Source organism: Streptomyces sp. NBC_01571, from assembly GCF_026339875.1.
Taxonomy (GTDB): Bacteria; Actinomycetota; Actinomycetes; order Streptomycetales; family Streptomycetaceae; genus Streptomyces.
Genome location: NZ_JAPEPZ010000001.1, coordinates 4,028,734 through 4,049,352, shown reverse-complemented (window position 1 = coordinate 4,049,352; position 20,619 = coordinate 4,028,734). Strand labels below are relative to the sequence as shown.

Below are 20,619 nucleotides of genomic sequence, written 5' to 3'. Positions count from 1 at the left end.
TCATGTGAAGTCCCACGTCACCACCGTGCACGTCCCGTCGTCCTTGCCTCCCGCACTGCGGTACGCGGCAAGGGCGACGTCGTTCCCGGTGTCCACACCGACCCACATCCCGTAGCAGCCGCGTGCGCGGGCGAGCGCGGCGAGCGCCAGGACCAGCGCCCGACCGGTCCCGCGCCGCCGGAAGGGCCCGGCGACCGCCAGCTCGTACAGGAACATCTCGGCGCCCTTGTCAGGATGGACGGTCTCGACACCGCTGACGAAACCGACCGCGCCGCCGTCCTCGTGGGCCAGGAACAGGTGATGCCCCGGCGAGTCCAGGAAGCGCCGGGCCCACTCGGGGCGAACGGCGTGGTCGAAGAGGTGCTCGGCCGCCACGAGTTCGGCGACGGAGGTGGCGCGGCGAATCTCCATGGGGCGTTCGTACCACGGGCGCGGTACGCCGGAGCCGACGTCTACTCCCGCAGGAGGGGCGAGGGTTCAGACCGGCGGCGGCATCGGTTGCCGGCGGCGGCCCGTACCGTTGACGCATGGATCTTCGACTGCCCCGACTGCGCGGGGCCGCACCGCGCAAGCGGCGACGGTGGACAGCCGCGGCGGCCGCCGTCGTCGTGCTCGCCGGCGCCGGCACGTGGACGGCTGTGGCCTCGGACGACGGACCGGCCGTCCACCGCACCGACCGCGTCATGGCCATGGGCGGCGGGGTGCGCGTCGACACCTCGTACTTCACCGCCGGCTCCGGCCGCCGCCCCGCCGTGCTGATCGGGCACGGCTTCGGCGGCAGCAAGGACGACGTCCGGCAGGAGGCCGAGAAGCTCGCCCGCGACGGGTACGCGGTGCTCACCTGGTCGGCGCGCGGCTTCGGCGGATCCAGCGGCAGGATCGGACTGAACGACCCCGAGGGCGAGGTCGCCGACGTCTCCAGGCTCGTCGACTGGCTCGCCACGCGCCCCGAGGTCCGGCTCGACAAGGCCGGCGACCCGCGTGTGGGCGTCACCGGTGCCTCGTACGGCGGAGCGGTCTCGCTTCTGGCCGCCGGGCACGACCCGCGGGTCGACGCGATCGCCCCGTCGATCACGTACTGGAACCTGGCGGACGCCCTCTTCCCGAACGGCGTCTTCAAGAAGCTCTGGGCCGGCATCTTCATCAACTCCGGCGGCGGCTGCTCCCACTTCGAGCCGCAGCTGTGCGCCATGTACAACCGGGTCGCGGAGGCCGGGAAGCCGGACGCCGCGGCCCGTGCCCTGCTCGAGGCCCGCTCCCCGTCCGCCGTCGCCGACCGCATCAAGGTGCCCACGCTGATCATGCAGGGGCAGACCGACTCCCTCTTCCCACTCGGCCAGGCCGACGCCATGGCCAGGGCGATCCGGGCCAACGGCGCGCCCGTGGACGTCGACTGGATCGCGGGCGGGCACGACGGCGGGGACATGGAGACCGGCCGGGTCGAGGCCCGCGTCGGCTCCTGGTTCGACCGCTATCTGAAGGACGACAAGAACGCCCACACCGGCCCGGCGTTCCGCGTCACCCGCACCGGAGGCATCGACTCCACCGACGGCGCCGTGCAGCTCAAGGGCGCGAGCGGCGACGCATACCCCGGCCTGGAGGGCACCGAGCACGCGATTCCACTCGGCACCGGCCGGAAGCAGACCTTCCAGAACCCGGCGGGCGCGAGCCCACCCGCGATCTCCGCCCTCCCAGGACTCGGCGGCGCCGGCGGCCTCTCCCAGCTCTCCTCCCTCGGCGTCGGCGTATCGCTCGACTTCCCGGGCCAGTACGCGCGGTTCGACTCCGCGCCCGTCCGTACCGGCCTGCGCGTCACGGGATCGCCGACCGTGCGGGTCCACGTCACGTCGAGCACCGACGACGCGGTCCTCTTCGGGAAGGTGTACGACGTCGGCCCGGGCGGCACCCAGCCGGTACTGCCGGCACAACTGGTGGCCCCGCTGCGGGTGACGGGAGCCAAGGCGGGCAAGGACGTCACGATCGTCCTGCCCGCGATCGACCACGAGATCCAGAAGGGCCACCGGCTGCGGCTGGTCCTCGCCTCGACCGACCTCGGCTACGCCTCACCGGCCGCCCCGGCGACGTACACCGTCTCCCTGAGGAGCGACCTGAAGGTCCCGACGGCGCCCGGCGTGCGGACCGCCGCGGCGCCCCTGCCCTCGTGGGTGTGGTGGCTGCCCCTGACCGGCGCGCTGGTCGCCCTGGCGCTCCTGCTCACCGGCCGCCGCCGCATGACGCCGGGAGTGCCCGACCCGGCCCTCGCCGAAGTCCCGCTCCAGATCACCGACCTGAGCAAGCGGTACGCGAAGTCCGCGGACCGGTACGCGGTACGCGACCTGTCGTTCCGCGTGGAAAGAGGCCAGGTCCTGGGGCTCCTGGGGCCGAACGGCGCGGGCAAGACGACGACCCTGCGCATGCTCATGGGCCTGATCAAGCCCGACGGCGGCGAGATCCGCGTCTTCGGGCACGCGATCCGGCCGGGCGCGCCGGTCCTCTCCAGGGTCGGTGCCTTCGTGGAGGGCGCCGGCTTCCTGCCTCACCTCTCGGGCCGCGAGAACCTGGAGCTGTACTGGCGGGCGACCGGCCGTCCGCCCGAGGACGCGCACCTGGCGGAGGCGCTGGAGATCGCTGGCCTGGGGGACGCGCTGGCCCGCGCGGTCCGCACCTACTCCCAGGGCATGCGCCAGCGGCTCGCCATCGCCCAGGCCATGCTCGGCCTGCCGGACCTCCTGATCCTCGACGAACCGACCAACGGCCTGGACCCGCCCCAGATCCGCGAGATGCGCGAGGTCATGATCCGCTACGCCGCGGCGGGCCGCACCGTCATCGTCTCCAGCCATCTGCTGGCCGAGGTCGAGCAGTCCTGCACGCACCTGGTGGTCATGGACCGCGGACGGCTGGTGCAGGCGGGCCCGGTGAGCGAGATCGTCGGCTCCGGCGACACCCTCCTCGTCGGCACGGGGTCCCCCGTGGACGGCCCGGTCGTCGAGAAGATCGGCGCGCTGCCGGGCGTGGCCTCGGCCGTCGCCGCCGAGGGCGGGCTGCTGGTCCGCCTCGACGCGGACGGCAGCGCGGAAGCCCTGGTCGTGGAACTCGTACGGCTCGAAGTGCCGGTGGCGTCGGTGGGCCCGCACCGGCGCCTGGAAGACGCCTTCCTCACCCTGATCGGAGGTGCCGCATGAGCACGCTCGCCGAGCGGGCCGAGACCGCGGACGGCTACCGTCCGCGGCACACACTGCCGCTGCGCGTCGAGCTGCTGCGGCAGCTCAAGCGCCGCCGCACCCTCGTCATGGGGGCGATCCTGGCGGTGCTGCCCTTCGTGCTCGTCGTCGCGTTCGCGATCGGCGGCGGGCCCGGCTCGCGCAACGGGCAGGTCACACTGATGGACACGGCCACGGCGTCGGGCGCGAACTTCGCCGCGGTGAACCTGTTCGTGTCCGCCGGCTTCCTGCTGGTCATCCCGGTCGCGCTGTTCTGCGGGGACACCATCGCCTCCGAGGCGAGCTGGTCCTCGCTGCGCTATCTGCTGGCGGCGCCGGTGCCGCGGACCCGGCTCCTGTGGTCCAAGCTCAGCGTCGCGCTGGGCCTCAGCCTCGCCGCGATGGTGCTGCTGCCGGTCGTCGCGCTGGCGGTGGGCACCGCGGCCTACGGCTGGGGCCCGCTGGAGATCCCCACCGGCGGCGCGCTCTCCACGGGCACCGCGACCCAGCGGCTCCTGGTGGTGATCGCGTACGTCTTCGTCTCCCAACTGGTCACGGCGGGGCTCGCGTTCTGGCTGTCGACCAAGACGGACGCGCCCCTGGGCGCGGTCGGCGGCGCGGTCGGCCTGACGATCGTGGGCAACGTCCTGGACGCCGTCACCGCCCTCGGCCACTGGCGTGACTTCCTGCCCGCGCACTGGCAGTTCGCGTGGGCCGACGCCGTTCAGCCGCAGCTGGAGTGGGCGGGCATGATCAAGGGCACGGCGATTTCGGTAACGTACGCGCTGGTCCTGTTCGCCCTGGCCTTCCGGGGTTTCCGGCGCAAGGACATCGTGTCGTAGATCTCCGGAGCGTCACCTACCGGTCTCGACGACCGCCCTTCGTGGCCGCTTCGAGATCCATCCGCAACGCTCCGTGGCGCACGCCGGAGCCCCCTCGGACGTCACAGTCACTGACATCGGCCCAGTACACGGGCCGACGGGCGACTCACCGAGGGGGCACGGATGGGGAACGACCACATACGGCGACCGTGGCGGACGGAGTGTCCTGGACGGACAGCCCACCCGGGACGGCCCGAACACGCCGGGTGGCCGGAACACCCCGGGCGGTCGGAGCGCCCCGTTCGTCGGTGGCGGCCGCGCGGCACCCTGCTCGCCCTCGTACTCGCGGGTGGTCTGCTGCTCTCCGGCTGCAGTGGGGGCGACGGCAGCCACAGCTCCGCGGACGGCGCGCACGGCTCCGGCGGATACCCGGGTCCGCTGCCCGCCCCGAACCGGACCTCGGGCTCCGGCCAGGGAGAGCCGGACGGCGAACAGACGGGCGACGCGCGGAGGGAGATCGCGCAGTCCCCCGACTACCTCTCCACCTTCGCCCTCGACGTCGACACCGCCTCGTACGGCTACGCCCGCCGCTCGCTCGCCGACGGACGGCTGCCCGACCCCGCCACCGTGCGCCCCGAGGAGTTCGTCAACAGCTTCCGCCAGGACTACCGGCGCCCCGAGGGCAACGGCTTCTCCGTCACCGTCGACGGCGCCCGCACCCGGGACGAGGACTGGTCACTGGTCCGGGTCGGCCTCGCCACCCGCACGTCCGCGCGCGAGGGCGAACGCCCGCCCGCCGCCCTCACCTTCGTCATCGACGTCTCCGGCTCCATGGGCGAACCCGGCCGGCTCGACCTCGCCAAGGACTCCCTCGGCGTGATGACGGACCAGCTCCGCGACGACGACTCGGTCGCCCTGGTCACCTTCAGCGACGAGGCCGAGACCGTGCTGCCGATGACCCGACTCGGCCACCACCGCGGCCGCGTCCACGACGCGATCGACGCGCTCGAACCGACGGAGTCGACCAACCTCGGCGCGGGGGTGCGCACCGGGTACGACACGGCCGTCGAGGGCCTGCGCAAGGGCGCCACCAACCGGGTCGTCCTGATCTCCGACGCCCTCGCCAACACGGGGGAGACCGACGCGGACACCATCCTGGAACGCATCTCCGGCGCCCGCCGCGAGCACGGCATCACCCTCTTCGGCGTCGGTGTGGGCAGCGAGTACGGCGACGCCCTCATGGAGCGCCTCGCCGACAAGGGCGACGGCCACACGACGTACGTCTCGAACGACGACGACGCCCGCAAGGTCTTCTGCGAGCAGCTCCCCGAGAACATCGACCTCACGGCCCGCGACGCCAAGGCGCAGGTCGCCTTCGACCCGCAGACCGTACGGCAGTTCCGGCTCCTCGGGTACGACGACCGTCAGGTGGCCGACCAGGACTTCCGGGACGACCGGGTGGACGGCGGCGAGATCGGTCCCGGCCACACGGTCACCGCGCTCTATGCCGTGCGCACCCGCCTCGGCGCCTCTGGCCACCTCGCCACCGCGAGCGTGCGCTGGCTCGACCCCCGCACCCGCGCCCCGCACGAGGAGTCCGGCCAACTGGAGACCCGCTCCCTCGACGGCGACCTGTGGACCTCCGCACCCCGCCTCCAGGTCGACGCGGTGGCCGCCTACTTCGCCGACGCTCTGCGCACGGGTGGCGGCCACGGGAGCGGGCTGCCGGGCGCCCTTCCTCTGTCCGAACTCGCGGGCCGGGCCCGTACGGTGGCGTCCGCCACGGAGGACGGGGCGGTACGCGACCTCGCCGACTCGGTCGAGCGGGCGAGCCGACTGGCGGGCTGACGGCGAGGGCCGGGGACCGCCGGCCCGCGGCTCCCGACCGCTCGTGGCCGGACCATTGAACTTCCGTTACGAGTGGGTAAGTTGACCCGCGAGTAAGAATCCTGCGACCTGGTGGAGCCGTCATGGGCGTACGCAAGGATCTGAAACGGGCAGGGCGGCGGACCGACCTGGCGGCCCGCGCCGAGACCGAGCTGACCAGGGACGCGAGCGGTGTGGTGCGCGAGGTGCGCACCACACCGCTCGCGCCCCGGCCCGCCACCGGCAGCCTGGCCGACCTGCCCTTCACCAACGCGGCCGAGGCCCCGGACGCCGTGGTCCTGCGCCGCAGGGAGGGCGCCACCTGGCGCCCGGTCACCGCGGCGGCCTTCGCCCGCGAAGTCGCGGCCACCGCGAAGGGGTTGATCGCCGCGGGCCTCGAACCCGGCGGCCTGGTCGCGGTGATGTCCCGTACCCGCTACGAGTGGACGGTCCTCGACTTCGCGATCTGGGCGGCCGGCGGCCTCACCGTCCCGGTCTACGCGACCTCCTCCGCCGAGCAGGTGGAGTGGATCGTCAGGGACTCCGGCGCACGGTTCGTGATCGCCGAGACGGCCGAGAACGCGGCCACCGTCGCCGCCGGCACCGCCCGGCATCCCGAACCCCCGGACGTACGGCGGCTGGACGCCGGAGCGATGTCCGAACTCGTGGCCCAGGGACGGGACATCCCCGACGAGGAACTCACCGAACGCCGCACCGCGCTCACCCCGGACACGGTCGCGACGGTCTGCTACACCTCCGGCACCACCGGACGGCCGAAGGGCTGCGTCCTCACGCACGCCAACCTGCACGCCGAGGCCGCCAACACGGTCGAGCTGCTGCACCCGATCTTCAAGGAGGTCACCGGCCAGACCGCCTCGACCCTCCTCTTCCTCCCGCTCGCCCACATCCTGGGCCGCACCCTCCAGGTCGCCTGCCTGATGGCCCGGATCGAACTGGGCCACTGCCCCAGCATCAAGCCGGACGAACTCCGCCCCGCGCTCCGGCAGTTCCGTCCCACCTTCCTCGTGGGTGTGCCCTACCTCTTCGAGAAGATCCACGACACAGGGCGGGCGACCGCCGAGAGGATCGGCCGCGGGGCCTCCTTCGACCGCGCCGACCGCGTCGGCGTCCGCTTCGGACAGGCCTGCCTGGACAAGTTCCTGGGGACGGGCAAGGGCGCCCGCCCCGGCCTGTACGCGGCGTGGGCGCTGTACGACCTGCTGGTCTACCGCCGCATCCGCAGGGAACTCGGCGGCCGCATGCGTTACGCCATCAGCGGCGGCGCCCCGCTCGACCGCAACCTCAATCTGTTCTTCTACGCCGCCGGCGTCATCGTCTACGAGGGGTACGGCCTGACGGAGACCACGGCCGCGGCGACGATCGTGCCGCCGCTGCGCCCGCGCCCCGGCACGGTCGGCCTCCCGGTCCCGGGCACCGCGGTCCGTATCGCCGACGACGGCGAGGTCCTCGTCAGGGGCGGTGTCGTCTTCGGCTCCTACTGGAACGATCCCGCGGCGACCGACGCCGTCCTGCGCGACGACTGGTTCGCGACCGGCGACCTCGGAGCCCTCGACGAGGACGGCTACCTCACCATCACCGGCCGCAAGAAGGACCTCCTCGTCACCTCGGGCGGCAAGAACGTCTCCCCGGCCGTCCTGGAGGACCGGCTGCGCAGCCGTCCGCCCGTCGGCCAGTGTGTCGTCGTCGGCGACAACCGCCCCTTCGTCGCCGCCCTGATCAGCCTCGACCCCGAGGCCGTCGCCCACTGGCTCGCCGTCCGCGGCCGTCCCGCCGGCACCCCGCTGTCCGAACTCGTGAGGGACCCTTCGCTGCGCGCCGATGTCCAGAAGGCCGTGGACCACGCGAACGGCGCGGTCTCGCGGGCCGAGTCCATCCGCGCCTTCGCCCTGGTGGCGGACGAGTTCACCGAGGCCAACGGACTGCTCACGCCGTCCCTGAAGGTCAGGCGCCATGCGGTGGCGACCGCGTACGCGGCCGAGATCGAGGCGCTGTACGGGACCTGAACACGCGAAGAGCGGGCCGCCGAGATGCTCGACGGCCCGCTCCTCGCGATGTGGGGATCAGCCGTTGTTGGCGCCGTTGCCGGAGAGGACCGGGATCTGGTCCAGGATGTGCGACAGCGGCTCGTCGCCCTTGGCCTGGGTCGAGTTCTCGACGCACTGCTGGTTCTGCGGGGCCGACAGGACCGGGATGTCCTGCACGGCGATCGGGACCAGGCCGACGAGCGAACCGGCGTTGACCTTCGCGGGCAGGCCGACGCACGGCTTGTTCAGCGAACCCTGGACCAGCGAGAGCTGCGGGCTCATGCTGCCGAACGTGGCGGAGTTGCCGAACGACTGCTCGGCTCCGTTGCCACTGACGGACGTGGTGCCACCGTCGTCACCGATCGCCAGGGCCTGGGGGGCGGCCACGGCCGAGATGCCGGCGACGGAAGCGGCGATAGCGGCGGTTGCCCACAGCTTCTTCATGTTCGTTCCCTTCGGAAAGCGGACTCCTGGGGAGGAGCTGCATGATCATCAACTGCCGTAGCCGCGCCGGGGTTTCGGGTTGTGCCCCATTCGGCGCAGCGCCCGGAGAGCTCGATTCGCCACGTGTACGCCGGTGAGCTCCCCTGAAAGAAGACGCCACGGCCGAAGCGCGGCGAACCATGCGGCCGGGAAAGGAATTTGCCTGAGGAGCGGGCAAGCCGAAGAGCTGAAGAAGGAAAGAAGGGAATGCATGAAGAGCCGAATGTGTGAAGAGTCGGAAGGGTCCGGGAAACGCCGACGGGCCGCCGAATGCTCGGCGGCCCGCTGACGAGAACTCAGGAAGAGGACTGCGAGAGGGATTACCTGTTGCCCGTACCGTTGCCGGAGAGGACCGGGATGTCGTCCAGGATGTGCGACAGCGGCTCGTCGCCCTTGGCCTGGGTCGAGTTCTCGACGCACTGCTGGTTCTGCGGAGCCGACAGGATCGGGACGTCCTGGACGCTGATCGGCACGGCGCCGATGAGCGAGCCGAGGTTCGCCTTGGCCGGCAGGCCGATGCAGGGCTTGTTCAGGGAGCCCTGGATGAGCGCCATCTGCGGGCTCATGTTGCCGAACGTCGCCGAGTTTCCGTACGACTGGGTGGCACCGTTACCGCTGGTGGACGTCGTGCCACCGTCGTTTCCGATGGCCAGCGCCTGCGGCGCGGCCGCGGCGGAAACGCCGACGACGGAAGCGGCGACCGCGGCGGCGGCCATAACCTTCTTGATCACTAGCTAGTCCCTTCTGGAGAAACCCCGTCCACCGGAGCGCACTGGTCAACTGCGGCGGACGTCCTTGGTTGCTCCCATTCACTCCGATGGCGCACATCGAAGAGGGACTCCGGGCTCGCGCGCGCCATGGATTCCCGCGCATTACCGTCCGCTGAACGGGCCAACCGGGTGAACCACCGAAACCAATGCGAGGCCGCCGGGTTGATGCCAGGGCAGGAACACGTGTCTCTGCCAGGAAAGGAACGCGAAATGTTCAAGAAGGCAATGGCCGCGGCGGCGGTCGCCGCTTCCGTCGTCGGTGTCTCGGCGGCGGCCGCGCCCCAGGCGCTTGCCATCGGTGACGACAGCGGTACGACCTCGGTCAGCGGGAACGGCGCCACCCAGTCGTTCGGCAACTCGGTGACCGGCGGCAACATGAGCCCGCAGCTCAGCCTCGCGCAGGGCTCGCTGAACAAGCTCTGTGTCGGCCTGCCGGCCAAGGCGAACGCCGGCTCGCTCGTCGGGGTCCTCGTGCCCGTCGCCGTCCAGGACATTCCGGTCCTGTCGGCCCCGCAGAACCAGCAGTGCGCCGAGAACTCGACCCAGGCCAAGGGTGACGAGCCGCTGTCGCACCTGGTGGACGACATCCCGGTCCTGTCGGGCAACGGTGTCGGCAACCACTGACCGTCGCCGCTGAATCTTCGCCTCGAAGAGGCTCGGGCCGCCCGTCGCGTTCGACGCGGGCGGCCCGCTGCTCTTCCCGGCAATTCAGGGAAGCGTTTCTTCTCTTGTGCGGCCTCGGTCCCGCCAGGGAAACAGGGCAATTCGAGTGAATTCCCAAACGGCGTGCGTTCCGCAGTTTCTTCCGGCGTCCCGGCCTCGTTTACAGCCTGCAGGTCATGAAGCGAGCCGTTCCTGTTGCGCTCGCTCGGCTTCGGCCGTCATAGGGGCATGACCGCAGAGAAGGGAAAGCACGTGAAGCACAAGAAGAGCGCTGCTGTCGTCGCCGGCGCGATCATGGCCCTGGGTATGGCCGCCCCGGCCTTCGCGGACTCCGGTGCCGAGGGCGCCGCCATGGGTTCCCCGGGTGTCCTCTCGGGCAACGCGGTCCAGGTTCCCGTGCACATTCCCGTCAACGTGTGCGGCGACTCGATCGACGTCATCGGCCTGCTCAACCCGGCCTTCGGCGGCGCCTGCGCCAACGACTGACGCGACAGGACACCAGTCACCCGGCTGTGTCACGGCCGGCCTTGGACCGCCTTGCCGGCTCCGGGGCCGGCCTTCCTCACTTATCACTTCTCACTTCTTCACACAGGGAGGACAAGAGATTGCGACAGACCCTGAGCAAGGGAATGGTCATGGCCGCGGCCACGACGAGCATCCTGTCCCTGTACGGCACCCCCGCGTTCGCGGACTCGCAGGCGAACGGCGGCACGGCGGACTCGCCCGGCGTCGCATCGGGCAACACGCTTCAGGTTCCGCTGAACGTGCCGGTGAACGTCTGCGGCAACACCGTCAACGTGATCGCCGCGCTCAACCCGGCCTTCGGGAACTCCTGCGCCAACGGCTCGGGTTCGCAAGGGTCGCGTGGCGTGAGGCACCAGCCCGTCCACCAGGTGGGCCGGGTCGGGCACGTGGGTGGTCACACTGACCACCACGGGTCGGGCCCTTACAGCGGCCCCACCGGCAACGACTCGGCCGGCTCCGGCGTGGGCTCGGGTTCCCTGGGCTCCGGCTCGCTGGGCTCCGGTGCCTCGGCGTACGGCGAGACGCACGGTTCGCCCGGCATCGGGTCGGGCAACACCGTGCAGGCCCCGGTGGACATCCCGGTGAACGCCTGCGGCGACTCGGTGAACGTGATCGGCATCGGAAACCCCGCGTTCGGCAACGACTGCGAGAACGGCTACGGCGACACCCCGCCGCCGCCTCCCACGACGCCGCCGACCACTCCGCCGCCCCCCACCACCCCGCCGCCGGTGACTCCGCCGGTGACGCCGCCGGTGACACCGCCGGTGACACCGCCGGTGACGCCGCCCGTCACTCCGCCGGTGACGCCGCCCGTCACCCCTCCCGCTCCGCCCTCCCTGGCCCAGACGGGCAGTGAGGACGTGCTCGGGTTCTCGGCCGCCAGCGCAGCGCTGCTGATCGGCGGCGCCGTCCTGTACCGGCGAGGCCGAGCCACGTCGCGTCGCTAGCACGCGGCACCAGCAGGATGCCCGTACGACGCACCGGGTGCCGGACACCTCACCGTGTCCGGCACCCGAGCTCGTCGTCGGAGCCGGTCCCGGGTCTGTTCCCGGGGCCGTCATGAACAGACCCGGCGCCGGGGACTCGACGCCCCGGCCGGCCGTGGGCCGCCACGGCCGGGCTCCCGCGCGGCTCGTCGCCGAGCGGCCCGGACGGTTCGCGGCGCGCCCCGAACCCGTCCCCCGCGACGTGACGTTCGGCCGCCGCGGCGTTCGCCCCCGTACCGCCCCACCGTCTCCGCACCCGTACCGCCCCACCGTCTCCAGCCCTATGCCTTACGTCGCCGTACGCCGCCCGCCGACGGCTGGGCCGCGGCGCTCGCGTCATCCATCGGGATGAAGCACGGCTGGACGAGACGGACGCGCGGCCACTCGGAGCAATGCCGGGACGACGCCCGCGCCGCTCACGCCGGGCGGCGACGGCTGCGTCTCGCGGGCGAAAGCCGATCCACGAACGGGAATTCCCGCGGAATCGCGGCGCGCACCCTTCCACGCCCGCTCCGCCGAGCAGAGGAGCGGAATTTCCCCTCGTTCCGTCACCCGCGCGGGTGACCGACGTGCCGGAAAGACGATGCCTCTGTTGGCGGAACGGGCATTTATATGACTGGGTGTCAGTGGAGGAGGAGAGAGAAAGCAGCCGGAGCAGCAGAGAGCGGAGAGAGGAGCAGGCATGGCCCCACAACAGCAATGGTCCCGGAGCGGAAGGCTGGCCTTCGTCGCGGCCGGCATCGTCGCGTCGATCGCACTGGCGCCGGGTCCGGGATACGCCGTGGGAGCCGGGGCGGTGCGCGCCGCCGATCCTCCGACACCGACACCGAAACCGGCGTCGGTGAGACCGCAGGCGCAGACGCCCGTACCGCCCGCGCCGTCCACGAAGCCGCCCGCGCCGTCCACGAAGCCGCCCGCGCCGACGCCTCCCACCGCATCCGTGACACCCACCGCCCCACCCACCGCACCCGTGACGCCGAGTCCCGCGACGTCCGCGCAGCCCACGCCCCCCGCGACGGTCGCACCGCGCCCGGCCTTCGGGGCCTACCTCGACTACGGCCCGCTGGGCGTGGCCCGGATCGCCCAGCTCAGCCAGTGGCTGGGCGGCACGGAGCTGCGCGTCGGGCACACGTACCTGCCGGGCGACCTCTGGAGCAACATCGAGGGACCGCCCGGTTTCCTCGACGTCTGGGCGAACTGGCGGCGCGAGCGGGCCGACCGGATGCTCGTGCTCAACGTGCCGATGCTGGAGCACAACGAGGAGAACGTCTCCGACCCCGAGGTGCGGGCGCTGCTGCGGCAGGGCGCCGAAGGGGCGTTCGACGTGCACTTCCGAGCGCTCGCCCAGCGGCTGGTCCGGCTGGAGGTGCCGGACACCGTGATCGTGCTGGGCTGGGAGATGAACGGCATCACGTACACCCACCGCTGCGGGCCGGACCCGGACGCGTGGAAGAAGTACTGGAACAGGATCGTCGCCGCCATGCGGTCGGTGCCCGGACAGAAATTCCGGTTCGACTTCACCCCGAGCCGCGGCCAGGACGCCATTCCCTGGACGCAGTGCTATCCCGGGGACGACACGGTCGACATCATCGGCATGGATTCCTACGACCAGCCGCGCGGACTGTCGTTCGACGACGAGGTCAAGGAGCCGTACGGCCTGCAGGAGCACGTGGACTTCGCCAAGGTCCACGGCAAGCCCATCTCGTATCCCGAATGGGGGCTCTTCCGCAACGGCGACAACGCCGCGTACATGAAGCGCATGCTCGCGTGGATGAACGAGCACCCGCCCCTGTACAACACGCTGACCGACTACTGCCCGCACGGCGTGTGGCAGTGCGCGGACAACCCGAAGGCGTCCTCGGTGTACCACGCGGTGCTCTCCGGCCACCTCGGCCCGACACCGGCGCCGACACCGATGCCGACGCCGGTGCCCTCCGTGCCCAAGCCGCTGCCGACACCCGTACCCACACCGGTGCCCACTTCCGTGCCGACGCCGGTGCACCCTCCCAGCTGTTCGCCGGTGGACCTGGGCGACTGGGTGGAGTACTGGCTCGGAGGGAAGCTCTGCCTCGGCCTCGACTGGTGGTCGCGCAACCGGTGACCGGACCGTGGACGGGACATCGGGGTGGCGACGGGTCGGTCACGGCCTGTCGCCACCCCGCTCCCTCCAGCGGCGCACCAGCTCCTTGCCCCGGCTGCGCGCGGCGACGTCGCAGACCACCGCCGACAGCAGCGGCGCCGTACGCCGCCGGGCCAGCAGCAGGCGCTGGTTGACGACGGGGTTCGGGCGCCAGTGGTGCTTGTAGGGCTCGTCGCCGCGCAGCAGGCTCAGTGCCCCGCGACGGTCCCCCTCGGTGTGCCGGGCGCAGGCGTCCAGCAGCATCACGGCCACGTCCGCCTTCCGCTCGCGCAGATCCGGATGGGCCCCGTAGAGGTAGCCGCCCGCCAGCCGCGGGGACAGCAGGGTGAGGTCCACCGCCATCACGGTGCCGTCGAGCCGGAACTCGGTGACCACCGCGTCCCCGGAGCTCACCATCGGTCCGACCGACCGGATCAGGTGTTCGGCGAACCGCTCCTGGAGATGCTCGGACGTCACCTTCCGCCCCTGCCACTGCAGCCGGTGCAGTTCCAGCAGGCGGCGCAGCGCCGCGTCCACCTCCCCGGGCGGCACGATCCGGGGCTCGATGCCCAGCGCGGCGAGTTTGCGCAGCTTGGCCCGCACGCGCTGGGCCTTCGAGGAGGGCAGCCGGCGCACCAGTTCGTCCATCGAGAGGGCGGGCAGTTCCAGACAGATCGAGTCGTTCACCCGGCGCCGCGGTCCGCGCCAGCGCTCGTAGATCCGTTCCACCGCGCCGCCGGGCCGTACCTCGCGGAAGTCGATCAGCGCGCTGCGTGCGGCCAGGGACAGCCCCTCGGCGAGCGTCGCCGCCGCGCGGTCGGCGTACTCGTCGTCGATGAGGACGTCGCCGTAGTCGGAGATGGACCCGCCGAGGGGGACCAGCGCCGGCAAGGGGCGGCGTACGCGCATCAGGGGCGCGACCGCGCGGAGCTCGTCGCCGTCACGGACCAGGACCAGGCGGAGGCGGCCGGGGGTGCCGTACGACAGCCACCAGGAGTACAGCCAGGCGTGGTTCTGGAACGGGGTGGCGGCGGCGCACCGGCCGTACAGGCGTCCCCAGGCGGGGGCCAGGGCGGCGAACTCCCGCTCCTCAGTGATGATCTCGGCCCGCAGGGTGCCGCCGAGTCCGGCCCGCAGGGTGCCGTTCACAGCTGTCCGTGCGCGTCGGCGGCGGTCGCCGGGCTCGGTACGGAGGCCGTTCGGGCCAAGTCCGTGTCCCGCCGCGGACGCACCAGCAGGATCAGTCCGCCCAGCAGGCCGCCGGCGCTCGCGCCGACCAGACCGGTCACCTTCGGCGACGGCGAGGAGGGGGCGGTCGGCTTCATCGCGCGGGAGAACTGCAGGAGTTGGACGTGCGTACTGGCACGGGTGGCGTTGGCGTGCTCGGTCAGCGAGCGCGAGACGGCGTTCGCCATGTCGGCCGCGAGGCCCCGACGCGGGGACGTGGCCGACACGGCGACCATCGGCGCGTCGGGCGAGGTCGCTGTCTGCACGCTGCGCTGCAGCGTGGAGACCGGCACCCCGGCCCGCGGCTGCGCGTCCGCGAGCACCGCCAGCTGTGTGGCGACCCGGCCGTACGCCTGCGCGAAGCCGAGCGCCGACGCCGGGTCCGACTTGTCCGTCGGGACGGCGATGACGTAACTCGTCGCCGTGTACGTCGGGGGCTTCTCGACGCCGTACGCGCCCCCGAGCGCGCCGCCGAGCAGGGCGCCGGCGACGAGCAGGGTCCACGGCGGCAGGCCCCTCCGACGGGTGACGGGCGTGCCCGCCGGGCCGGATGTGCCCACCGGTCCGGCCTTGCCGGGCGTGTCCGCCGGTCCGGCCGGGGCGGGCGTGTCCGCCGGTCCGGCCGGGGCGGGCGTGTCCGCCGGTCCGGCCGGTTCGGCCGAGCGCTGCTGCCTGGTGGGGATTTCGGTCATGAGGAACTCACTCCCAGAGGGGTGCAGGAGACGGCGGCCGCGTACACGTCCATGAGCTGCGCGGCGCTGCGGGTGATGCTGTAGTGGTGGGCGGCGTTCGGTACCGAACGGGGCCCGGGACCCGCCCCGCGGACCGCCCGGAGGGCGCGTACGAACGAGTCGACGCCGCCCTGGACCCGGCGCGCGCCGGGCGCGGCACCCGCGGGCAGGTCCTCGACCGCGGGGCAGGAGACGTACAGGACCGGCAGCCCGGCCGCCATCGCCTCCACGACCGCGAGCCCGAAGGCCTCTTCGGCGCTGGGCGAGGCGAGGACGTCCATGGCCGCGGTGAGCGACGGCAGATCGGCGCCCGGCAGGCCGCCGGTGGGGCGCTCGCCGGTGAACAGCACCCGGTCCGCGACCCCGGCCCGCTGCGCGGTCCGTCGCAGCACGCTCTCCTCGGTGCCGCCGCCGACCAGCAGCAGCCAGTGGTCCGGGGGCAGTTCGGCCAGCGCGCGGATCAGGACGTCGAACCGCTTGGCCGCGGTGAGCCGGCCGACACCGCCCACGACGTAGGCGCCGTCGGGCAGCCCGAGCCGGCGACGCGTGCGTGCGCGCAGCGACGGGTCGAAGCGGAAACGGTCCACGTCGATGCCGTTCGGGACGACCTCGATGCGCGGTCCGGGCACCCCCCAGCGGCGCAGCCGGTCGGCCACGGTCGGCGATACGGCGACGGTGGACCGGCCGAGCCGCTCACTGGCGAGATACAGCTCGCGGACGCCCGCGCTCAGCCTGCGTCCCTCCATCTGCGAATCGCCCAGGGAGTGTTCGGTGGCCACGACGGCCTTCACCCCGGCCAGCCGCGCGGCGATCCGGCCGTACACGCACGCCCGGTAGAGGTGGGTGTGCACCAGGTCGTAGCGGCCCCCGCGGATCAGCTTCGCCAGCCGGGGGAGCGCGGCGACGTCCCGGTTGCCGGTCATGCCGAGGTGGACGACGCGTACGCCGTCGGCGGCGAGTCCGTCGGCGACCGCGCCGGGGTTGGTGAGCGTGACGACGTCGCAGTCGACGGGAAGGTGCCGCAGGAGCAGCCGCAGTTGCTGCTCCGCACCGCCGACACCGAGGCCGGTGATGATGTGCAGGGCCTTCATCAGGCCCCCTCGACCGGGCGCCGCCGCAGCCGGTGCAGCTTGAGTTTCAGCAGCAGGCGTACGGCGGTGTCGTTCTGCCCGATGTGGACGCGCGGCAGGGCGTGCGGGCCGGTCAGCGGGCCGGGATCGATCCCGCAGCCGTAGGTGTAGCCGGCGTCGCGCACGGCGTCCACGACCCGCGCGTCGATGGTTCCGTAGGGGTAGCAGAAGCCGCCGACGGGGGCGCCCGTCAGGTCCGAGAGCGTTGCTCTGCTCTCGGCGACCTCGGAGTGCAGCAGCGCGTCGTCGACCTGGGTCAGGTCGATGTGGGTGAGGCCGTGCGAGCCGATCTCGACGCCCTCGGCGGCGGCCAGCCGGATGCCCCGGGCACCGAGCAGCGGCTTGCGGGGACCGAGCGGGTCCCAGGCGTTGTCGCCGTCCAGCCGACCCGGCAGGACGAAGAGGGTGGCGCCGCAGTCGTGCCGGTGCAGGACGGGCAGGGCGGTCTCGACGAAGTCGGCGTATCCGTCGTCGAAGGTGAGACCGACCAGGCCGCGGCCCTTGCCCCGGGCGCGTGCGGCGAGCAGTTCTGCCATGCCCACCCCGCGCAGTCCGCGGCGGCTCAGCCACCCCAGCTGGTGGTCGAGGCGGTCCGGCGACACGGTGATGCGGTACGGGTCGTCGGAGCAGTCGCCCACGGAGTGGTACATCGCGATCCAGGGGGCCGTGTCGGCGGCCCGCACGGCGGTGTGGAAGCGGGTGCGGCGACGGAGGTCGGTGGCGGCGCGGGCGTCGACACGTCTGAAGCGGTCAGCGGAAACGGACATGCGGCAGCCTTCGCTTGAGGGAACGGAGGACGGGTGCGAGGGCCTGGACCCCCAGGGCCCAGGCCAGCACGGCGAAGACGACGGTCACGACGGTGCCGCCGAGGAGGAGACCCACCAAGGGGGAGTGCGCACGGCTCGCGCAGAGCGCCCCCACCGCGCCCGCGACGAGCGCCGCGCGCACCGGTTTGCTCAGTTCGGCGACGACCTGACGGGTGCGGATCGGCACACTGCGTGTTCCCATGCCGCACAGCAGGAGCAGGGCGCTGAGGGTGACGCCGCCCGCGTTCGCCGCGGCGATGCCGCACACGCCCCAGCTGCCGACGGCCAGCGCGCCGATCCACGAGGTGGCGACGATCCCGGCGGTCATCGCGAACAGCGGGTACCAGGTGGGCCGCCCCGAGGAGAAGTAGGAGCGTACGAGCGCGCCCACCAACGTGTGGCCGAGCAGTCCGACGGCGTAGACCCGCATCACGGCGGCGGTGGCGGCGGTGTCCTGAGCGGTGAACGCGCCCCGCTGGAAGAGCAGTTGGATCATCTGGGGTGCGCACGCGACGACCGCCGCGGTGCCGAGGAGAACGGTGCAGGAGACCAGTGCCAGGTCGCGCTCCACACGGACGCGGGCCCGCTCGGTGTCGCCCTCGGCCATCGCCTGCGCCACCACCGGGAAGGTGACGGTGCACAGCATCAGCGAGAGCACCATCGGCATCTGCGCGACCTTCTGCGCGTAGTTCAGGTGCGAAATGGCACCGGCGGGCAGGGACGACGCCAGGAACCGTTCGATCAGGACCTGGGACTGCCGGCACAGGGCGAAGAGCAGGACCGTGCTGATCAGCGTCAGGTCCATCGGACGCGCCTGCGCGACGGCCGCCCCGTCCGCGGTCACCTCGTGCCGCCTGAGCTGCCGCCAGAGCGCGGGCGCCTGCGCGACCACCATCAGGGCGCCGCCCACCGCGACCCCGAGGGCCGCCGCGCGCACTCCCCAGCGGCCGCCGAGGACGAACATGGCCGTGATGATGCCGGTGTTGTACGCGACGTAGATGGCCGCGGGTGCGACGAACCGGCGGTGCGCCCGCAGTGCGGCACTGCAGTACCCGGTGAGTCCGAAGGTGAACACGCAGGTGGCCGTCAACCGGGTGCAGTCCACCGCGAGCCGCGGGTCCGGCAGGCCCGGCGCGAGAGCTTGCACGAGGTAGGGCGCCCCGGCGATCAGCAGCGCGGCGACGGCCGTGACGGCGAGCGTCAGCCGGGGCAGGGTCGCGGCGACCAGGGCGCGGACCGGGTCGCCGACGGCACCCTGGGCGCGCCGCGCCACCGCCATGCTGAACGCCGGTACGAGCACGAAGGCGAGGCCGTCCTCGATCAGCAGTGTCGCCGCGAACTCCGGCAGGGTCCAGGCGACCAGGAAGGCGTCCGTCTCGGAGTCGGCTCCGAACAGGTGCGCGAGGGCCTGGTCGCGGCCGAGGCCCAGCAGGGCTCCGGCGATCGACAGCGCGATCGTGACGAGGGCGGCCTTGGCGAGGAACCGGTTGGAGGCGTTCTCCGTGGAGGCGGCGGGAGCGGTGGGGGTGGAGGAGGAGATGGGCGGGGAGGACGGGGAGAAAGGGGGAGGAGGGGTGAGCGGGCCGGACGGGTCGTAGGCGGGGGCGGCGTCTCGGGCACCCGGCAGGGCGAACGGGTCGTCGGTCCCGCCGCCGTCGGCCGCCGCCGCCGCCCGGGGAGGCTGCACCGTCATCGCGTCGCGGCCTCCTCCGGCGAGCCCGCCGCCGGCGACGAGGACACGGGGGGCGGCGCCGCGGCTTCGAAGGCCCGGGAGGTCGGGGACGCTTCGGAGGCCCAGGGTGTCGGAGACGCGGCGGCTGCGGAGGCCAGGGACAACGGGGACGCCCGGTCCACCAGCGCCCACCAGGCCACCAGGCCGAAGCAGACCCCCGTCAGCACGGTCGAGGGTCCGCCGATGTCCGCGTACACGAAGTCCACCAGCTGCCAGCCGAGCAGCCCGCACGAGACCAGCGCGCAGTCGAGCCCCGACGGTGCCGGGACGGGGCGGCCGAGCCCCGGCAGGGCACCCGGCGCCGTCCGGCGCACCCGGACCAGGCCGCGCAGCGCGCACACCAGGAGCGCCAGCCAGCTGCCCGTGAGGGCGAGCAGCCCGATCAGTCCCTGTTCGCTCAGCACGAGCAGATACATGTTGTGCGGGGAGAGCAGCGGCTGCTTGCTGTAGGCGGTTCCGGCGCCCCCGATGTCGCTGCCGGAGGAGAGGGCGAGCGAGGCATGGCCGTCGCGCTGGTCGGGGAAGCCCTTGAGCCCGACGCCGGTGAACGGGTGGTCGCGCCACATGTCGACGGCCGCCGCCCACATGGTGTACCGGTCCACCACCGACTGGTCCGGGGCGTTGGTGACCTGCGTGATGCTGTCGACGCGCTCCTGCAGCATCTCCGTACCGACGCCGAGCCCGCCCACCAGGATCACGGCCACGGCCGCGACGACGGCACCCACCCTGACCGCGCGCCGCAGCCCCGCCAGCGTCAGCTGGACACCGCACGCCAGAGCCGTGGCGATCCACGCGCCCCGACTGAACGACAGCGCGAGCGGCGGCAGCAGCGCCAGCGCGCACACCACGGCGGAGGCCCGCTGCCGCACCGTGCCCGAACCGAGCGCCAGCGCGAGCGAGCACACCAGCCCGAAGGCGACCACCGTCGCCATGCCCATCACGTCCGTCGGCCCGAAGGTGCCCACGGCCCGGACGTCCTCGCCCCGGTAGGAGGCACCCGTCCCGGTGGCGTACTGGTGCACCCCGACCGCCCCCTGCCACAGCGCCAGGGCGACGAACGACCAGGCGAGCAGCCGGAAGTCGCGGCGGTCCCGGACCAGCAGCAGCACGGCCGCGGGCACCAGGACGAAGATCTGCAGATAGCGGGTGAGACCGGTGATCCCGGCCCCGGGGCTCGCCGCCCCGGCCGCCGCGACCGCGATCCCGACCACGGGCAGGGCGAGGACCACCGCCGCGCCCGGGGACAGGGGACGCCGACGGTCCCGTACGAGCCGTACCGCGCAGCAGACCACGACCAGACCGGACATGGCGTCCGCGATGTTCGCGCCGCCCTCCCCGCTCGGCGCGATCGGCAGCCCGAGCAGCGCGACCACCGCCACGACGGGCAGCACTGGCAGCGCACGGCGCACCCCGGACATCAGGGTGCCCAGTGGCGAGCGAGGGGTGGCCGGTGGCGCGTAGGAGGCCGGCGGCGAGCAGGGGCCGGCCGGCGGCGTGTGCGCGGCGGCCGGCGGC

17 protein-coding genes are annotated in these 20,619 nt (G+C 72.8%); 8 read left to right on the top strand and 9 right to left on the bottom strand.

From position 1 onward, the window contains the following. Window positions 1–411 (bottom strand): GNAT family N-acetyltransferase, encoded by a 411-nt coding sequence (locus OHB41_RS18195; RefSeq protein WP_266699290.1) that lies wholly within the window; start codon window positions 409–411, stop codon window positions 1–3. Window positions 412–527: 116 nt separating this feature from the next. On the opposite strand from OHB41_RS18195, the gene OHB41_RS18190 reads away from it, so the two are divergent. The 4 genes from OHB41_RS18190 (at window position 528) to OHB41_RS18175 (ending at window position 7,911) form a co-directional block, all read left to right on the top strand. Continuing rightward, the gene (locus OHB41_RS18190) at window positions 528–3,182 is read left to right on the top strand and encodes an alpha/beta fold hydrolase (protein ID WP_266699289.1); all 2,655 of its coding nucleotides are present in this window, start codon (window positions 528–530) and stop codon (window positions 3,180–3,182) included. Next, the gene (locus OHB41_RS18185) at window positions 3,179–4,042 is read left to right on the top strand and encodes an ABC transporter permease (protein ID WP_266699288.1); all 864 of its coding nucleotides are present in this window, start codon (window positions 3,179–3,181) and stop codon (window positions 4,040–4,042) included. The genes OHB41_RS18190 and OHB41_RS18185 overlap by 4 nt, the downstream gene beginning before the upstream one ends. A gap of 162 nt (window positions 4,043–4,204) precedes the next feature. Further along, the gene (locus OHB41_RS18180) at window positions 4,205–5,869 is read left to right on the top strand and encodes a vWA domain-containing protein (RefSeq protein WP_266699287.1); all 1,665 of its coding nucleotides are present in this window, start codon (window positions 4,205–4,207) and stop codon (window positions 5,867–5,869) included. A 122-nt stretch (window positions 5,870–5,991) separates the two neighbouring features. Next, window positions 5,992–7,911, top strand: coding sequence for an AMP-dependent synthetase/ligase (locus tag OHB41_RS18175; RefSeq protein WP_266699286.1), 1,920 nt, complete (start codon window positions 5,992–5,994; stop codon window positions 7,909–7,911). Between the two features lie 57 nt (window positions 7,912–7,968). On the opposite strand, the gene OHB41_RS18170 is transcribed toward OHB41_RS18175, so the two are convergent. Both OHB41_RS18170 and OHB41_RS18165 read right to left on the bottom strand, forming a co-directional pair. After that, window positions 7,969–8,376, bottom strand: coding sequence for a rodlin (locus OHB41_RS18170; protein ID WP_266699285.1), 408 nt, complete (start codon window positions 8,374–8,376; stop codon window positions 7,969–7,971). A gap of 359 nt (window positions 8,377–8,735) precedes the next feature. Beyond that, complete coding sequence (locus tag OHB41_RS18165) at window positions 8,736–9,146, bottom strand: rodlin (RefSeq protein WP_266699284.1); 411 nt, start codon at window positions 9,144–9,146, stop codon at window positions 8,736–8,738. 249 nt (window positions 9,147–9,395) lie between these two features. Between OHB41_RS18165 and OHB41_RS18160 the strand changes: the two genes are divergently transcribed. From OHB41_RS18160 to OHB41_RS18140, 4 genes are all read left to right on the top strand, one after another. Beyond that, the gene (locus tag OHB41_RS18160; protein ID WP_266699283.1) at window positions 9,396–9,809 is read left to right on the top strand and encodes a rodlin; all 414 of its coding nucleotides are present in this window, start codon (window positions 9,396–9,398) and stop codon (window positions 9,807–9,809) included. A 267-nt stretch (window positions 9,810–10,076) separates the two neighbouring features. Beyond that, window positions 10,077–10,334 carry a chaplin gene (locus tag OHB41_RS18155; protein ID WP_323138380.1) on the top strand — a complete coding sequence of 86 codons (258 nt, stop codon included), beginning with the start codon at window positions 10,077–10,079 and terminating at the stop codon, window positions 10,332–10,334. Window positions 10,335–10,453: 119 nt separating this feature from the next. Continuing rightward, on the top strand, window positions 10,454–11,320 hold the full coding sequence (locus OHB41_RS52035; RefSeq protein WP_323138379.1) for a chaplin: 867 nt from the start codon (window positions 10,454–10,456) through the stop codon (window positions 11,318–11,320). 721 nt (window positions 11,321–12,041) lie between these two features. Beyond that, the gene (locus tag OHB41_RS18140) at window positions 12,042–13,460 is read left to right on the top strand and encodes a glycoside hydrolase family 26 protein (RefSeq protein WP_266699282.1); all 1,419 of its coding nucleotides are present in this window, start codon (window positions 12,042–12,044) and stop codon (window positions 13,458–13,460) included. Between the two features lie 39 nt (window positions 13,461–13,499). Here the strand turns inward: OHB41_RS18140 and OHB41_RS18135 are convergent, their stop codons facing one another. Genes OHB41_RS18135 through OHB41_RS18110 form a run of 6 tightly spaced genes read right to left on the bottom strand, consistent with a single transcriptional unit; the run spans window position 13,500 to window position 20,522 of the window. After that, entirely contained in the window at window positions 13,500–14,627 is a 1,128-nt protein-coding gene (locus OHB41_RS18135) for a GNAT family N-acetyltransferase (protein ID WP_266699281.1), read from the bottom strand. Further along, window positions 14,624–15,397, bottom strand: coding sequence for a YveK family protein (locus OHB41_RS18130; protein ID WP_266699280.1), 774 nt, complete (start codon window positions 15,395–15,397; stop codon window positions 14,624–14,626). Before OHB41_RS18130 ends, OHB41_RS18135 begins: the two co-directional genes overlap by 4 nt. Then, window positions 15,394–16,527: a glycosyltransferase gene (locus tag OHB41_RS18125; protein WP_266699279.1), complete on the bottom strand. Its 1,134-nt coding sequence runs from the start codon at window positions 16,525–16,527 to the stop codon at window positions 15,394–15,396. The genes OHB41_RS18130 and OHB41_RS18125 overlap by 4 nt, the downstream gene beginning before the upstream one ends. Continuing rightward, on the bottom strand, window positions 16,527–17,333 hold the full coding sequence (locus OHB41_RS18120; protein WP_526024931.1) for a polysaccharide deacetylase family protein: 807 nt from the start codon (window positions 17,331–17,333) through the stop codon (window positions 16,527–16,529). The genes OHB41_RS18125 and OHB41_RS18120 overlap by 1 nt, the downstream gene beginning before the upstream one ends. Next, a complete protein-coding gene (gene murJ, locus OHB41_RS18115; protein WP_266699278.1) occupies window positions 17,317–19,065 on the bottom strand; it encodes a murein biosynthesis integral membrane protein MurJ in 1,749 nt (582 codons plus the stop codon). The genes OHB41_RS18120 and murJ overlap by 17 nt, the downstream gene beginning before the upstream one ends. Further along, window positions 19,062–20,522, bottom strand: a complete 1,461-nt coding sequence (locus OHB41_RS18110) for an O-antigen ligase family protein (protein WP_266705949.1) — start codon at window positions 20,520–20,522, stop codon at window positions 19,062–19,064. The genes murJ and OHB41_RS18110 overlap by 4 nt, the downstream gene beginning before the upstream one ends. Window positions 20,523–20,619: the final 97 nt, after the last annotated feature.

Bases quoted from the DNA above. Each gene is read 5' to 3' on its own strand.
- OHB41_RS18160 (WP_266699283.1), top strand. From the start codon at position 9,396: ATGTTCAAGAAGGCAATGGCCGCGGCGGCGGTCGCCGCTTCCGTCGTC.
- OHB41_RS18140 (WP_266699282.1), top strand. From the start codon at position 12,042: ATGGCCCCACAACAGCAATGGTCCCGGAGCGGAAGGCTGGCCTTCGTC.
- OHB41_RS18125 (WP_266699279.1), bottom strand. From the start codon at position 16,527: ATGAAGGCCCTGCACATCATCACCGGCCTCGGTGTCGGCGGTGCGGAG.
- OHB41_RS18195 (WP_266699290.1), bottom strand. From the start codon at position 411: ATGGAGATTCGCCGCGCCACCTCCGTCGCCGAACTCGTGGCGGCCGAG.
- OHB41_RS18130 (WP_266699280.1), bottom strand. From the start codon at position 15,397: ATGACCGAAATCCCCACCAGGCAGCAGCGCTCGGCCGAACCGGCCGGA.
- OHB41_RS18110 (WP_266705949.1), bottom strand. From the start codon at position 20,522: ATGTCCGGGGTGCGCCGTGCGCTGCCAGTGCTGCCCGTCGTGGCGGTG.
- OHB41_RS18185 (WP_266699288.1), top strand. From the start codon at position 3,179: ATGAGCACGCTCGCCGAGCGGGCCGAGACCGCGGACGGCTACCGTCCG.
- murJ (WP_266699278.1), bottom strand. From the start codon at position 19,065: ATGACGGTGCAGCCTCCCCGGGCGGCGGCGGCGGCCGACGGCGGCGGG.
- OHB41_RS18155 (WP_323138380.1), top strand. From the start codon at position 10,077: ATGACCGCAGAGAAGGGAAAGCACGTGAAGCACAAGAAGAGCGCTGCT.
- OHB41_RS18120 (WP_526024931.1), bottom strand. From the start codon at position 17,333: ATGTCCGTTTCCGCTGACCGCTTCAGACGTGTCGACGCCCGCGCCGCC.
- OHB41_RS18175 (WP_266699286.1), top strand. From the start codon at position 5,992: ATGGGCGTACGCAAGGATCTGAAACGGGCAGGGCGGCGGACCGACCTG.
- OHB41_RS18170 (WP_266699285.1), bottom strand. From the start codon at position 8,376: ATGAAGAAGCTGTGGGCAACCGCCGCTATCGCCGCTTCCGTCGCCGGC.
- OHB41_RS18190 (WP_266699289.1), top strand. From the start codon at position 528: ATGGATCTTCGACTGCCCCGACTGCGCGGGGCCGCACCGCGCAAGCGG.
- OHB41_RS18180 (WP_266699287.1), top strand. From the start codon at position 4,205: ATGGGGAACGACCACATACGGCGACCGTGGCGGACGGAGTGTCCTGGA.